The organism is Streptomyces sp. NPDC051133, assembly GCF_040682635.1.
Lineage (GTDB): Bacteria > Actinomycetota > Actinomycetes > Streptomycetales > Streptomycetaceae > Streptomyces.
In genome coordinates this window covers 129,291-143,273 of sequence record NZ_JBFBBK010000019.1, presented here as the reverse complement: position 1 = coordinate 143,273, position 13,983 = coordinate 129,291, and the positions used below count along the sequence as shown (strand labels likewise).

The 13,983-nt window shown below is 73.0% G+C and carries 12 protein-coding genes; 9 read left to right on the top strand and 3 right to left on the bottom strand.

What is annotated here, in order from left to right; genetic code table 11:
• Positions 1–79: 79 nt before the first annotated feature.
• The 8 genes from AB0N17_RS21180 to AB0N17_RS21145 all read left to right on the top strand — a co-directional run bounded on the left by AB0N17_RS21180 (position 80) and on the right by AB0N17_RS21145 (position 9,936).
• Entirely contained in the window at positions 80–1,729 is a 1,650-nt protein-coding gene (locus tag AB0N17_RS21180) for a FadD3 family acyl-CoA ligase (RefSeq protein WP_366012942.1), read from the top strand.
• Positions 1,730–1,834: 105 nt separating this feature from the next.
• On the top strand, positions 1,835–3,400 hold the full coding sequence (locus AB0N17_RS21175; RefSeq protein ID WP_366012941.1) for an FAD-dependent oxidoreductase: 1,566 nt from the start codon (positions 1,835–1,837) through the stop codon (positions 3,398–3,400).
• 429 nt (positions 3,401–3,829) lie between these two features.
• Entirely contained in the window at positions 3,830–4,996 is a 1,167-nt protein-coding gene (gene hsaA, locus AB0N17_RS21170) for a 3-hydroxy-9,10-secoandrosta-1,3,5(10)-triene-9,17-dione monooxygenase oxygenase subunit (RefSeq protein WP_366012940.1), read from the top strand.
• 13 nt (positions 4,997–5,009) lie between these two features.
• Entirely contained in the window at positions 5,010–5,870 is an 861-nt protein-coding gene (hsaD, locus tag AB0N17_RS21165) for a 4,5:9,10-diseco-3-hydroxy-5,9,17-trioxoandrosta-1(10),2-diene-4-oate hydrolase (protein ID WP_366012939.1), read from the top strand.
• Positions 5,871–5,883: 13 nt separating this feature from the next.
• Positions 5,884–6,777 (top strand): VOC family protein, encoded by an 894-nt coding sequence (locus AB0N17_RS21160; RefSeq protein ID WP_366012938.1) that lies wholly within the window; start codon positions 5,884–5,886, stop codon positions 6,775–6,777.
• On the top strand, positions 6,765–7,265 hold the full coding sequence (locus AB0N17_RS21155) for a flavin reductase family protein (protein WP_366012937.1): 501 nt from the start codon (positions 6,765–6,767) through the stop codon (positions 7,263–7,265). The genes AB0N17_RS21160 and AB0N17_RS21155 overlap by 13 nt, the downstream gene beginning before the upstream one ends.
• A gap of 86 nt (positions 7,266–7,351) precedes the next feature.
• Positions 7,352–8,260: a MaoC/PaaZ C-terminal domain-containing protein gene (locus tag AB0N17_RS21150; RefSeq protein ID WP_366012936.1), complete on the top strand. Its 909-nt coding sequence runs from the start codon at positions 7,352–7,354 to the stop codon at positions 8,258–8,260.
• Positions 8,261–8,274: 14 nt separating this feature from the next.
• Positions 8,275–9,936, top strand: a complete 1,662-nt coding sequence (locus AB0N17_RS21145) for an FAD-dependent oxidoreductase (protein WP_366012935.1) — start codon at positions 8,275–8,277, stop codon at positions 9,934–9,936.
• Positions 9,937–9,943: 7 nt separating this feature from the next.
• Here the strand turns inward: AB0N17_RS21145 and AB0N17_RS21140 are convergent, their stop codons facing one another.
• From AB0N17_RS21140 to AB0N17_RS21130, 3 genes are read right to left on the bottom strand one after another with little or no spacing between them, the layout of a single operon-like run.
• A complete protein-coding gene (locus tag AB0N17_RS21140) occupies positions 9,944–10,906 on the bottom strand; it encodes an alpha/beta hydrolase (protein WP_366012934.1) in 963 nt (320 codons plus the stop codon).
• Positions 10,903–11,649 carry a glucose 1-dehydrogenase gene (locus AB0N17_RS21135; RefSeq protein WP_366012933.1) on the bottom strand — a complete coding sequence of 249 codons (747 nt, stop codon included), beginning with the start codon at positions 11,647–11,649 and terminating at the stop codon, positions 10,903–10,905. The genes AB0N17_RS21140 and AB0N17_RS21135 overlap by 4 nt, the downstream gene beginning before the upstream one ends.
• The gene (locus AB0N17_RS21130; RefSeq protein ID WP_366012932.1) at positions 11,646–12,788 is read right to left on the bottom strand and encodes an LLM class flavin-dependent oxidoreductase; all 1,143 of its coding nucleotides are present in this window, start codon (positions 12,786–12,788) and stop codon (positions 11,646–11,648) included. The genes AB0N17_RS21135 and AB0N17_RS21130 overlap by 4 nt, the downstream gene beginning before the upstream one ends.
• Before the next feature lie 275 nt (positions 12,789–13,063).
• On the opposite strand from AB0N17_RS21130, the gene AB0N17_RS21125 reads away from it, so the two are divergent.
• The gene (locus tag AB0N17_RS21125; RefSeq protein WP_366012931.1) at positions 13,064–13,831 is read left to right on the top strand and encodes a glucose 1-dehydrogenase; all 768 of its coding nucleotides are present in this window, start codon (positions 13,064–13,066) and stop codon (positions 13,829–13,831) included.
• Positions 13,832–13,983: the final 152 nt, after the last annotated feature.

Below are 13,983 nucleotides of genomic sequence, written 5' to 3'. Positions count from 1 at the left end.
GAGCGCAGGGACCTCCTCGACCGCCCCGACGTCATCGAACGCTCACGCAGCCACCTCCGACCACAGAGCGGAAAGAGCCATGACCAGCGTGTTCCACGATCATGCGGGGGCGCAGCCCCTCGCCGCCCCGGCCACCCTCGCGCGACTCGCCGACTACGCCGCGGACGCGTACGGACCCGAGGAGGCGCTCGTCGACGGTGAGGTCCGCTGGACCTTCTCCCGGCTGCGCGACGAGGTGCACGCGGCCGCGCGGGCGGCCCTCGCCCAGGGCGTGGGCCCCGGCGACCGGGTGGCCGTCTGGGCCCCCAACACCCGGTACTGGATCGCCGCCGTGCTCGGTGCCGTGTCCGTCGGAGCCGTCCTCGTCCCCCTCAACACCCGCTACAAGGCGGCCGAGGCCGCCGACCTCATCCGGCGCAGCGGCGCCCGGCTGCTGTTCACCGAGCGAGGTTTCCTCGGCATCGACTACGTGGAGATGCTGCGCGAGTCGGGCGAGGACCTCGGCATGCTCGGGGGCACGGTGGTGCTGCGCGGAGAGCCCGCCGAGGGGACGCTGGGCTGGGCGGACTACCTGGCGGCCGGCCGGCGCGTGGCGGAGGCGGAACGGGCCGCCCGCACTGCCGCGGTCCGCCCCGACGACCTGGCGGACGTCCTCTTCACCTCGGGCACCACCGGCCGCTCCAAAGGCGTGATGAGCACGCACGGCCAGACGCTGCGCGTCTTCGGGGAGTGGTCGCGCGTGGTCACCCTGCGCGCCGGTGACCGCTATCTGCTCGTCAACCCGTTCTTCCATGTCTTCGGCTACAAGGCGGGCGTCGTCGCCTGCCTGCTCAGGGGCGTCACCATGATTCCCGAGGAGGTCTTCGACCTGGAGGGGATCCTGCCCCGGCTGGCGACGGAGCGGGTCAGCGTGCTGATGGCCACGCCCACCGTCCTGCACAGCCTGCTGGACCATCCCCGGCGCGCCGTACACGATCTGGCGGGGCTGCGCCTCGTCGGCCTGGGCGGCAGTGGCGTCGGTCCGCAGCTGATCGAACGGATCCGTGCCGAGCTGGGCATCCCGGACGTGTTCAGCGCCTACGGCCTCACCGAGTCGACGGGGGTGGTCTCCGTCTGCCCGCCGGACGCGGACGCCGAGTCCGTGGCGACCACCGCCGGTCCGGCGCTGCCCGGCACCCAGGTCCGGGTGGCCGGCGCCGACGGCACGCCCCTGCCGCCGGGCGAACCCGGCGAGGTGCTGGTGCGCGGCTACAACGTGATGCGCGGCTACCTCGACGATCCCCGGGCGACCGCCCGGACCGTCGACGCGGACGGGTGGCTGCACACCGGAGACGTCGGCGTGCTCGACGAGCGCGGCTACCTGTCCATCACCGACCGGCTCAAGGACATGTACATCGTCGGCGGCTTCAACGCCTACCCGGCGGAGGTGGAGAACGTCCTGCGCGGCCATGCGCAGATCGCCGACGTCGCCGTCGTCGGCGCCCCCGACGACCGTCTCGGCGAGGTCGGCGTCGCCTTCTACACGCCCGCGCCGGGAGCGGACCCCGACCCGGCGGAGCTGACGGTCTGGGCCCGCGAACGCCTGGCCAACTTCAAGGTCCCGCGCCGCTTCCACGTCGTGCCGGCCCTGCCGCGCAACGCGGGCGGGAAGATCCTCAAGGGCGAGCTGCGGCGCGCCGCCCGGGAAGGGGGGAGCGGGCCGGGGAGCCGGGGCGGCCGGCTGACGTGACCGCGGTGGGAGGCGATCCCACTGTCCGGGAAACCGCTGTGGCCGCCGTCCTCCGTGTCGCGAATACTCCGCTTCCACCGGCAATCCACCACACGCGAGGACGACATGGCGAACACGCGAGACAGCTGGGACCAGGAGTGCGACGTGCTGGTCGTGGGCTCCGGCGGCGGCGCGCTCACGGGGGCGTACGGCACGGCGGCCCGTGGGCTGGACACCCTGGTCATCGAGAAGACCGGGTACACGGGCGGCACCACCGCCTACGCCGGCGCCGCCCTGTGGCTGCCCGGCAACCCCGCCCAGGAACGGGGCGGCCTGGCGGACTCCGCCGGCCTCGGCCGCGCCTACTTCCGCGCGGTGGTCGGCGACACCACCCCGCACGAGCTGCAGGACGCGTACATCGACCGTGCCGGGGAGACGGTCGCCTTCCTCGAGGACAACCCGCACGTCCGTTTCGAGTACCGGCCCTTCCCCGACTACTACGCCGCGCCCGGCCGGTTCGAGGCCGGGCGCGCCGTCTTCCCCGTCGACCTGCCCGCCCCCCGCGAGCCGCACCCGCTGCTGGCCGCGATCCGTCCGCCGGCCTGGGCCGAGCGGCTCGGACTGCCGGTCCCCGACGGTCCGTTCACCGACGGCCGTGCCCTGATCGGCCGGCTGCTCCTCGCCCTGGAGTCCACCGGAAACGGCCGCATTCTGCTGAAGACCGCTCTGACCCGGCTGCTCACCGAGGACGGCCGGGTGGTCGGCGCCGAGGCCGGACACGAGGGCCGTGTGCTGCGGATCCGCGCCCGCCGTGGCGTCCTGCTCGCGGCGGGCGGCTTCGAGGCCGACGCCGAGCTGCGCCGCGCGTGGCAGGGGCTGCCCGGCGCCGACTGGACGATGGGCGCACCCGGCGGCAACACGGGGCAGGCGCTGCTCGCCGCCGTCGAGGCAGGAGCCGCCACCGCGCTGCTCGACCAGGCCTGGTGGTGTCCCTCGCTGCGCTTCCCGGACGGTTCGGCCGCCTTCACGCTGGGCCTGCACGGCGGCATCTTCGTGGACGGCTCCGGCCGCCGGTTCGCCAACGAGTCACTGCCGTACGACCGGATGGGCCGCCGGATGCTCGCCGCCAAGGCCGGTACCGGCCCCGACAACCCGGTCTGGTGGGTCTTCGACGGCCGGTTCGGCGACGCGCTGCCCGGCATCACCGTCGTCCCCGCCGACCGCGCGGCCTTCACCCGGGCGGGCGCGTGGCACACCGCCGACACCCTCGGCGGCCTCGCCGAACGCATCGGCGTGGACGCGGCGGCGCTGCGCGGCACCGTGCGGACGTTCAACGGCTACGCGGCCGACGGCGTGGACGCCGACTTCCACCGTGGCGAGGACCCTTACGACCTCTTCTTCGCCCAGGGAGAGGGCGCCAACGCCTGTCTGGTGCCGATCGAGCAGGGCCCGTACCACGCCGTGCGGATCGTCCTCGGCGACCTGGGCACCAAGGGCGGTGTGCGGACCGACGCCCGGGCCCGGGCGCTGCGCGAGGACGGCACGCCGATCCCCGGTCTGTACGCGGCGGGCAACACCAGCGCCTCGGTGTCCGGCCCCACCTATCCGGGCCCGGGCGCGCCGATCGGCTCGGCGATGGTCTTCGGCCACCTCGCCGCACTCGACCTGGCCGGTCAGGAGGCGGGCCGCTGACCCGCAACGCGTCGCAGCCGGCGGGGAGTCCGGGCTGACGGGCGCTCTGGACGGGCCAGCCCTCACCCGAGGGCCGGCCCGTCCGCGTTCCGGAGGCGGGAACGGCCGCGTCGACGGCCCAGAGGCCACCGGCTGGCAACGCGCGTACATCGGTGCCCGGTTGACGGCGTTCCGGTTCCGCGCGGCGTCGAGCCCGTCGCCGATCTCGCGCCGCAGGACCTGCTCGGCTCCACATCCGGCGCAGTGCCGGCGCTGCTGCGGGCGTGCCGCACCCGCACCCTCGGCACCACTGCGCCGCAGGTCAGCAGCGTCCGACGGCGTGACCGCCGCTGCTTCCCGCTCAGTGGGAGCCGCGCATTTCGTTCCGGATCGGCGCGGCGTACGGTCCTGCCACTTCCGCCACCACGACCGCCCGAAAAGGGGATGCCCATGGCCGAAGATGTGCTGGCAGCGATCCGCGATCTCGCCCCCGCCCTGCGCGAGCGCGCGGCCGAGGCCGAAACGCTGCGCCGCGTGCCCGACACCTCCGTCAAGGAACTGGAGGACACCGGTTTCTTCCAGCTGCTGCAGCCCAGGGCCTTCGGCGGCCGGGCGGCCGACCCCCTGGTCTTCTACACGGCGGTCAAGGAGATCGCCAAGGCGTGCGGCTCCACCGGCTGGGTCGCCTCCGTGCTCGGCGTCCACCCCTGGCACGTCGCCCTGTTCGACCCGCGGGCCCAGCAGGAGGTGTGGGGCCAGGACCCCAAGACCCGCATCGCCTCCTCGTACGCCCCCACCGGCACGGCCACCCCGGTCGACGGCGGCTTCCGCCTCTCCGGCCGCTGGCACTTCTCCTCCGGCTGCGACCACGCCCGCTGGGCCCTGCTCGGCTGCCTCGTCCCGGACGCCGACGGCAACCCGGTGGACATGCGCACCTTCCTCGTCCCCCGCACCGGGTACCGCGTCGACGACGTCTGGGACACCGTCGGCCTGCGCGGCACCGGCAGCAACGACGTCGTCGTCGAGGACGTCTTCGTACCCGGCCACCGCGCCCTGAGCTTCGGCCCGGTCACCGCCCTGAAGGTGCCCGGGCACGAACTCAACCGCGAGCCGCTGTACCGGCTGCCGTACGCCGGCGTCTTCACCACCACCATCTCCACCCCCGTCGTCGGCATCGCCGAGGGCGCCTACGAGTCCTACCTCGAGGCCACCAGGCGGCGGTTCCGCGTCTCCTACGGCCAGAAGGTCGCCGAGGACCCGTTCGCACAGGTGCACATCGCCCGCGCCGCCAGCGACATCGAGGCGAGCTGGCTGCAACTGACCCGCAACATCGGCGAGATGTACGCCACCGCCGGGCGCGGCGAGGAGATCACGATGGAGCAGCGCACCCGCACCCGCCGGGACCAGGTGATCGCCACCGAGCGCGCGGTCGCGGCGATAGACCTGCTGATGGAGAACTCCGGCGGCAACGCCATGCGCACCGGACCCAGCCCGGTCCAGCGCGCCTGGCGCGACGCCCACACCGGCCGCGGCCACGCCGCCAACGACCCCGAGCGGGCGCTGGTGATGTTCGGGCAGTGCGCGCTCGGTATGGACATCCACGACTCCATGGCCTGAGAGGTGATCACCGATGGCAGAGCCCACCTACGAGTCGACCTCCCGCACCGCCGAGGCGGCGGGACTCACCCTGCACTACCACGAGGCCGGGCCGGCCGGCGCACCCGTCGTCGTGATGCTGCACGGCGGCGGCCCGGGCGCCTCCGGCTGGAGCAACTTCGGCCGTAACCTCCCCGTGTTCGCCGGGCACTTCCGCACGCTGCTTGTCGACCAGCCCTGCTTCGGCCGCTCCGACAGGCCGCAGCTCGACAAGGACTACTTCAGCTACAGCGCGGACGCCGTCGCCGCGCTCATGGACGAACTGGGCATCACCCGGGCCCACGTCGTCGGGAACTCGCTGGGCGGCGGAACCGCCGTCCGCATGGCCCTGAACCACCCGGACAAGGTCGGCAAACTGGTGCTGATGGGTCCCGGCGGAGTCTCCGTCAACCTCTTCGCCCCGGACCCCACCGAGGGCATCAAGCGGCTCTTCGAGTTCAACACGGCGCCCGAGCCGGCGAAGGAGCAACTCCGCGCTTTCCTCGGCGTGATGGCGTACGACCAGTCGATCGTCACCGACGAACTGGTCGAGGAGCGCTGGGCCTCGGCCACCGACCCCGACAACCGGCTGGGCAGCGCCCGGATGGCGGCCTCCTTCGCCGAACCGGCCTGGGCCGAGGACTGGATGCTCTGGCGCGAGGCCCACCGGATCACCCACCCGGTGCTGCTCACCTGGGGCCGTGAGGACCGCGTCAACCCGCTCGACGGCGCACTCGTCGCCCTCAAGACCATCCCGGACGCCCGGCTGCACGTCTTCCCGCACTGCGGCCACTGGGCCCAGACCGAGCAGGCGGACGAGTTCAACCGCCTGGCCATCGACTTCTTCTCCCACTGAGAGGCGACAGCTTATGGACATCCGTGCTCTCGGCTACCTGCGCCTGGAGACCACGAAGCTCACCGAGTGGCGCCGCTACACGCTCGACGTCCTCGGCATGGTGGAGGCCTCCGATCCCACCGAGGACACCCTTCGCCTGCGCATGGACGACCGCTCGTACCGCATCGCCGTCCAGGCGGGGGAGAGCGACCGGCTGCTGGCCGCCGGCTGGGAGGTGGCGAACGCCGCCGCGCTCGCCCAGGCCGCCCAGGAGCTGGAGGCGGCGGGCTTCGCCGTCAAGCACGCCGACGCCGTCGTCCTCTCCGAGCGCCGCGTCCAGGGCCTGATCCACGTGACCGACCCCTGTGGCAACCCGCTGGAGATCTACTGGGGCCAGGCACAGGACCACACCCCGCTCGGCACCCCGTACGGCAACCGCTTCGTCACCGGCGACCTGGGCCTCGGCCACGTCGTGCTCCCGGTGCCGGACATCGAGGCCGCGCTGGACTTCTACGAGAACGTGCTCGGTTTCCAGCTGCGCGACTCGATGAAGCTGCCGCCGCAGGCCGTCCCGACCGCCGGGCAACAGCGCGACTTCCACTGGATGCACTTTCTGAGCCCCAACCGGCGCCACCACAGCCTCGGCCTGTACCCGGGCGCGCTGCCTCCCGGCATCGTGCACTTCATGGTCGAGCTGGAGACCCTCGACGACGTGGGCCGCGGCCTGGACCGCATGAACGCCGCGGGCATCCCCATCGCGTCCAGCCTGGGCCGCCACACCAACGACCGCATGGTGTCGTTCTACGCGCAGGCCCCCGGCGGCTTCCAGGTCGAGTACGGCTGGGACGGCCTGGTCGTGGACCCCGCCACCTGGGTGGCCAAGGAGATCACCGCCGACAGCTTCTGGGGTCACCGGTGGAACGGGTGACCGGCCCCGGCACGGACGCGGCCGTCTTCCGGGACGTCCTCGGCCGCTTCGCCAGCGGCATCACCGTGGTGGCGGCGCTCGACGGCGAGGAGCCCGTCGGCTTCGCCTGCCAGTCCTTCGCCTCCCTCTCCCTCGACCCCCCGCTGGTCATGCTGAGCGTCGGCCGGACCTCGACCAGCTGGCCGAGGATCGAGCGGGCGGGCCGCTTCTGCGTCAACATCCTGGCCTCGGACCAGCGGGAGATCTGTGCGGCGCTCGGGGCCCGCGGCGGACGCAAGTTCGCCGACGTGCCCTGGCGCGCCTCGCCGCACGGCGGTGTGCGGATCGACGGCGCGCTGGCCACCGTGGAGTGCCGCCTGGCGGACGTCCACGAGGCCGGCGACCACTACATCGTCACCGGCGAGGTGACCGCCCTCGCCGCCCGGGAGGACGGCCGGCCGCTGCTCTACTTCCGCAGCCGCTACGCCACCGGAACGTTCGCGAACTGAGGACGACCGCGCACCCAGAGCCGCGCACCGGGCAGAGCCGCGCACCGAACCCGGCCTCGAACCGACCGCAAAGGAACCCACTCCCCATGCCGATCGACGTCGAGAAGGTGACCTCCGCCCCGCCCGTGCGCGCCGCAGCGGTCTGGGACGACCGGGACGTGCGCCTGTACCACCTGGCGCTCGGCGCGGGCGTCCCCGAGACCGACCCCGGTGAACTGCGCTACGTCTTCGAAGGACACGAGCGGGGCCTTCAGGTACTGCCCACCTTCGGCGTGGTGGCCGGCGGCACCGGGGGAGTGGGGTTCCAGGTCTTCGACACGCCGGGAATGGACATCGACCTGGCCGCGGTGCTGCACGGCGGCCAGGAGATCACCGTCCACCGCCCGCTGCCCGCCGCCGCCCGGGCGACCACCGTCACCCGGGTGCCCGCGGTGTACGACAAGGGGAAGGCCGCCGTCATCGTCCAGGAGTCGACACTCGTCGACGAGGACGGCGCGCCGCTCCTCACCCAGCGCAACCAGATCTTCGTCCACGGCGAGGGCGGATTCGGCGGGGACCGCGGTCCCTCCGAGCGCCTCCCCGCTCCGGACCGGGAGCCCGACCTGGTGCTGCAGGTCCCGACGCTCCGTCAGCAGGCGCTGCTTTACCGGCTCGCCGGGGACTGGAACCCGCTGCACGCCGACCCCGCCACCGCCCGTCGCGCGGGCTACGACCGTCCCCTCCTGCACGGGCTGTGCACCTTCGGCATCGCGGTCAAGGCCGTCACCGACCGCCTGCTGGGCGGCGACGCCACCCGCGTCACGGGGTGCCGCACGCGCTTCGCGGGGGCGTTCTTCCCCGGCGAGACCCTCCGGCTGCGCATCTGGGCCGCTTCCGGAGGAGGCCGGGCCGCCGACGGCCACCGGCTGACGGCCACGGCCGTCGAGCGCGACGACGCGCCGGTCCTCACCGACGCCCGGATAACCGTCACCGACACCCCAACGCCACTCCACTGATGAGGCAGAACACGATGAACGACACGTGGGACCACACGTACGACGTGGTGGTGGTCGGATCCGGGGCCGCCGGGATGGCCGCCGCCCTCACCGCCCGGCTCCGCGGACTGTCCGCCCTGGTGGTGGAGAAGACCGACGTCTACGGCGGCACGACCGCCCTGTCCGGCGGCGCGATCTGGGTGCCGGACAACTTCCACCTGGACGCCGCCGGACTCGGCGACACCCCCGAGAAGGCCCGCGCCTACCTGGCCGCCACCGTCGGCGACCGCGTCCCCGCCGCCCGCAGGGACGCCTACATCGAGCACGGACCCCGGATGGTGCGCGAGTTCCACGACCGCACGGACGTCAGGTTCGTCCACACCCCCGGCTACTCCGACTACTTCCCGGAGGAGCTCGGCGGCTGTCCCCAGGGGCGCTCGATCGAACCGCGGATCTTCGACCTCAAGAAGCTCCGGCCCGAGCAGCGCGCCACCATGCGCAGGGCCGGACTGCCCACGTACGGGCTCACCATCACCTCGTACGACTTCCGGTATCTGAACATGGTCGCCCGCACCTGGGCCGGCAAGCGGACCTCGGCCAGGGTCGGCGCCCGCGCGGTCAGGGCGCTGCTCTCCGGCCGGCGGCTGCTCTCCCTCGGCGAGGCGCTGATCGCCCGCATGCGGCACTCGCTGGACGCACTCGGCGGTGAACTGTGGCTGTCGGCGCCCTTGACCGAGCTGGTTCAGGACGGCGGCCGGTGCGTCGGCGTCCGGGTCACCCGCGACGGCAGGCAGCTGGCCGTCAGGGCGACCGGCGGGGTGGTCCTCGCCGCCGGCGGCTTCTCCCACAACCAGCGACTGCGGGAGAAGTATTTGCCGTCGCCGACCTCCGCCGAGTGGAGTTCCGCCCCCGAGGGCCAGACCGGTGACGCCCTGGAACTGGGCCTGGCCGCCGGGGCCGCCGTCGACCTGATGGACAAGGTATGGGGCGCGCCGTCCGTGGTGCCGCCCGGAGGCAAGCCGTTCTTCCTCGTCGCCGAACGCGGCATCCCCGGCATGGTGATCGTCAACTCGGCGGGTGAACGCTACGCCAACGAGGCGGCGCCGTACCACCGGTTCGTCGACGCCATGTACGCCCAGGACCGGCCGGAGGCGACCACCGTGCCCTCCTGGCTGATCCTCGACGCCACCTCCAGGGCCCGCTACCTCTTCACGGGCCTCTTTCCGGGCCAGGCGTTCCCCAAGCCGTGGCTGGAGAGCGGCTTCGTCAGGAAGGCGGGGTCCGTCGAGGAGCTGGCCGTGCGGATCGGCGCGCAGCCGAAGCGGCTGCGCGCCACCGTGGACCGCTTCAACGGCTTCGCCCGTGCCGGCCGCGACGAGGACTTCCACCGCGGCGACAGCGTCTACGACCGCTACTACGGCGACCCGACGCTGCCCAACCCCAACCTGGCCCCGCTGGAGAAAGGCCCCTACTACGCCCTCCCGCTGCACCCGGGTGACATCGGCACCAAGGGCGGCCTGGTCACCGATGCCACCGGCCGGGTGCTCCGGGAGGACGGGACGGCGATCGAGGGCCTCTACGCCTCCGGCAACGTCTCGGCCTCGGTCATGGGCGAGACCTACCCGGGGCCCGGCGCGACCATCGGGCCCGCCATGACCTTCAGCTGGCTCGCGGTCGGCCACATCGCACGCGCCTGACCACGCGTCATGGTCCGCTCGGCGGACGGAGGGCGGCCCGCAGGCCGCGCGCCGCCTCGGTGAGCGCCTCCTCGGCCTCCGGCAGCAGCCCACCGAGGCCGAGGAAGCCGTGGAACGTCCCGGGCCACACCCGCAGCCGCACCGCGGTGCCCGCCGCTTCCAGGCGGCGCGCGTGGCGGAGACCGTCGTCGCGCAGCGGATCGCACTCGGGCAGCAGCACGACCGCCGGCGGCAGGCCGCCCGGGTCGGGAGCGAGGCCGGGGGAGGCGTACGGGTGCGAGCCGTCCCCCCGGGGGCCCAGGTACTGCTCCCAGTACCAGCGCATGTGCGCCGTCGTGTGGAAGAACCCCCTGCCGTACGTCGTGTACGAGGGGGCCTCCATGCGGTGGTCGAGGACCGGGTACGCCAGCAGTTGCGCCGCGACGCGGGGGCCTTCGCGGTCCCGCGCCATGAGGGCCACGGCCGCCGCGAGGTTGCCTCCGCTGCTGTCGCCCGCCACGGCCAGCCGGCCCGGATCGCAGCCCAGCCGGGCCGCGTGCGCGGACACCCAGGCGGTGACGGCGTACGCGTCCTCGACCGCCGACGGGAAGCGGTGCTCCGGGGCGAGCCGGTAGGCCACCGAGACCACCACCGCGCCGGCGCGCAGGGCCAGTTCGCGGCAGATGCCGTCATGGGTGTCGAGGTCGCACAGCACCCAGCCGCCGCCGTGGAAGAAGACCACCACCGGCAGCGGGGAAGCGGGGTCCGCCACCGGCTGGTAGATCCGCACCGGTACGTCGGGCGCGCCCGCCGGCCCGGGCACGGACCGGTCGGTGACCCGGGGCAGCTCACGAACCGGCCGTGGCGGGGCGCCGGCCCGTGCGGCCTGCCGGATCGCGGCCGGCTCGACCGGACCGAGGGCGGGGTCGGGGAAGCCCGCCGACATGGCGTCGGCCAGCTTCCGGGCCCGTGGGGTGAGAGGGTCGTTCACTTGGCCGTCAGCCCGCCGTCGACGGCGAACTCGGCTCCGGTGACGTAGGCCGAGGCGTCCGAGACCAGGTACAGCACCAGCTCCGCCACCTCCTCGGGACGGCCCATCCGGCGCAGCGGCACGTTCGGCCAGTCGCGCTCCCCGGCGTCCGCGCCGAGCGCGGTGGCGACCATGGGGGTGTCGATCGCGCCGGGGTGCACGGAGTTGACCCGGATGCCGTGCGGGGCCAGGTCCAGGGCCGCGGACTTGGTCAGCCCGCGCAGGCCGAACTTCGTCGCCCCGTAGGAGGCGTGGCCGGGGATGCCGACCAGGCCCGCCGTCGAGGAGATGTTGACGATCGACCCGCCGTCCCCCGTGTCGCGCATGGCCGGGACGACGGCCTGGATGCCGAGGAACGGGCCGACGAGGTTCACCCGCAGCAGCCGCCGCAGGTTCTCCTCGGTGTCCTCCTCGATGGGGGCCGTGCGCCACAGCGCCGCGTTGTTGACCAGGGCGTCGATCCGGCCGAAGGCCTCCAGCGCGGCCCGGACGACCCGCCCCCAGCCGGTCGCGTCGGTCACGTCGTGCGCGACGAACAATCCTTGGCCGCCCAGTTCCCCGGCGATCGCGCGGCCCTCGTCCTCCCGCACGTCGGTGAGCACGACACGCGCGCCGTGCTCCGCGAACAGCCGTGCCTCGGCCGCCCCTTGGCCGCGGCCCGCTCCCGTGACGATGACGGTCCTGCCGTCGAGGCGCCGGGTCATCGCACGGCCTCCCCGCCGACGGCGCGGAAGTGCGGGATGACCTTCTCGCCCCACTGCCGGATGGTCTCCATGCAGGCCTCCTGCGGCACGGTGCCCATCTGGACCAGGCACATGACCTCGTCGACGCCGATCTGGCGCAGCTGCTCGACGTAGGCGATGGCGGTCTCGGCGGTGCCGTAGGCGTGCTTGGCGTTGAACTGTCCGGTGTCGGCCGGCCGGACCGGGATCTCGGCCTCGTGCAGTCTGGCGACCAGGGCGTCGCGATGGTGCTCCATGGCGGCCACGTGAGCCGCTGCCTCGATGTCCTCGCCGTACCCGGTGGGAGCGGGCCCGTTGCCGTACCAGTGGGCGATGGACTCGGCGAAGAACCGCTGTCCGCGGGTGCCGATCCGGTACGCCGTCTCGGCGTCGTCCAGCACGATGGTCGGGCACAGGGCGGAGAAATGGTTGTTGACCTCGGTGGAGACGAACCGGTCCGCCGTGCGGGTGGCGATGGCCTCGTCGTAGATCTTGCGCATCTCACGCACGTCGTCGGCCCCGGCGAAGCCCAGCACCAGGGCGCCGATGCCGAGTTCGGCGGCGAGCTTGAGGGTGTCGTGCTTGCTGCAGGCCATGAACAGCGGCGGGTGCGGATGCTGGACCGGGCGGGGCAGAATCGCGCCCGGGCCGATGTCGATCGACCCGTGCCACTCGAACTGCTCCTCGCGCCAGGCGTCGCTGAAGATCCGCAGCGCCTCCTCCATCTGCGGATAGGTGTCCTCGGGCCGGACCCCGTACATGGACATCTCCTGCCGGGTGGCGCCGCGGCCGGCGCCGATGTCGACGCGGCCGCCGGACAGCACGTCGAGCATGGCGGCGCGTTCGGCCACCCGGACCGGGTGCTGGTAGCCGAAGGGCATGGTGACCACGCCATGGCCGATGCGGATGCGGGAGGTCCTGGCCGCCACCCAGGTGAGGAAGATCTCCGAGGCGCTCATGTGCGCGTATTGGGTCAGCGCGTGGTGCTCCACCGCCCAGATCCGGTCGAAGCCCATCTCCTCGGCGTAGACGGCCTGTTCGACGCAGTCGTGGAGAACTCGGCGCTCCCGCTCGGGAGTCGGGTCGGCGATCTGCGCCTCGAAGATCATCGAAAACTTCATGGCGGGCTCCCTGTCAGGTGTTCCCTCTAGATATTTCTTTTAGAAATACTTCTAGCAGGAATACCTCGCCGGGGAAAGGCCGTGATCACGGTCGGCCGGGAGGGGTGCGCCGGCACGCCTCGGCGTTCCCGCTCAGTGGGAGGACGGCGTTCCGCCCGGGGGCGGGGGAGACGTACGGTCCTCCCGCCGTCGCACGGCCGGAGGCTTCACCGGGGAGCCCGCACGGGCCCGTGCCGACGGCTCAGCGGTCGCACGAGAAGGGAACGAGGACGTCGATGACGGACCTTCAGGGCAAGACGGTGCTCATCACGGGCGGGGCGCGTGGGCTCGGTGCGGAGGCCGGCCGGGTGGCTGTCGGGGCCGGTGCCCGGGTGGTGCTCACCGATGTGCGGGAGGACGAGGGCCGGGCCGCCGTCGAGAAGCTCGGGGACGCCGCCCGGTTCGTCCGGCACGACGTCTCCTCCGAGGAGGACTGGCGGCGGGTGGTGGCCTTCGCGGCCGCCGAGTTCGGCGGCGTCGACGGACTGGTCAACAACGCGGGCGTCTCGGGCGGTTCGCACCTGCTCGAAGAGCAGTCGGCCGACGAGTTCCGCCGGGTGATCGACATCAACCTCACCGGTGTCTTCCTCGGGATGCGGACCGTGATCCCGCTGATGAAGGAGTCCGGAGGCGGTGCGATCGTCAATGTCTCCTCGGCGGCGGGCCTGATGGGCCTGGCCATGACCGCCGGGTACGGGGCGGCCAAGTGGGCGGTGCGCGGGCTCACCAAGGTGGGCGCGGTGGAGCTGGGCACGGCGAAGATCCGCGTCAATTCCGTGCACCCGGGCATGATCTACACACCGATGACCGCCCATGTCGGCATCGAGCAGGGTGACGGCAAGTACCCGAACGCGCCCATGGGCCGGGTCGGTGAGGCCGCGGAGATCGCGGAGGCGGTCGCGTTCCTGCTCTCGGACGCCGCCTCGTACATCACCGGCGCCGAGCTGGCCGTCGACGGCGGATGGACCACCGGCCCGACCGTCCGGCAGCTCCTCGGCCGGTGACGTGGTCGCGCGGCGGCCGTCACTGGCGACGATCCGTGTCCATTCGGCTACTTATGGTTGCTTTCTTCTCCGCGGGCGTCGACCACATGCTGCGATACGCTGTGAAAAAGGTGTCTTTGCCTGCCTGGTCCCTCCCGGCGCAGTGACCCGGA

What these genes read in the sequence shown, in the direction of transcription:
- AB0N17_RS21160 (WP_366012938.1), top strand. Translation starts at nt 5,884, where the DNA reads ATGGACATCCGTGCTCTCGGCTACCTGCGCCTGGAGACCACGAAGCTC.
- hsaA (WP_366012940.1), top strand. Translation starts at nt 3,830, where the DNA reads ATGGCCGAAGATGTGCTGGCAGCGATCCGCGATCTCGCCCCCGCCCTG.
- hsaD (WP_366012939.1), top strand. Translation starts at nt 5,010, where the DNA reads ATGGCAGAGCCCACCTACGAGTCGACCTCCCGCACCGCCGAGGCGGCG.
- AB0N17_RS21180 (WP_366012942.1), top strand. Translation starts at nt 80, where the DNA reads ATGACCAGCGTGTTCCACGATCATGCGGGGGCGCAGCCCCTCGCCGCC.
- AB0N17_RS21130 (WP_366012932.1), bottom strand. Translation starts at nt 12,788, where the DNA reads ATGAAGTTTTCGATGATCTTCGAGGCGCAGATCGCCGACCCGACTCCC.
- AB0N17_RS21125 (WP_366012931.1), top strand. Translation starts at nt 13,064, where the DNA reads ATGACGGACCTTCAGGGCAAGACGGTGCTCATCACGGGCGGGGCGCGT.
- AB0N17_RS21145 (WP_366012935.1), top strand. Translation starts at nt 8,275, where the DNA reads ATGAACGACACGTGGGACCACACGTACGACGTGGTGGTGGTCGGATCC.
- AB0N17_RS21135 (WP_366012933.1), bottom strand. Translation starts at nt 11,649, where the DNA reads ATGACCCGGCGCCTCGACGGCAGGACCGTCATCGTCACGGGAGCGGGC.
- AB0N17_RS21175 (WP_366012941.1), top strand. Translation starts at nt 1,835, where the DNA reads ATGGCGAACACGCGAGACAGCTGGGACCAGGAGTGCGACGTGCTGGTC.
- AB0N17_RS21150 (WP_366012936.1), top strand. Translation starts at nt 7,352, where the DNA reads ATGCCGATCGACGTCGAGAAGGTGACCTCCGCCCCGCCCGTGCGCGCC.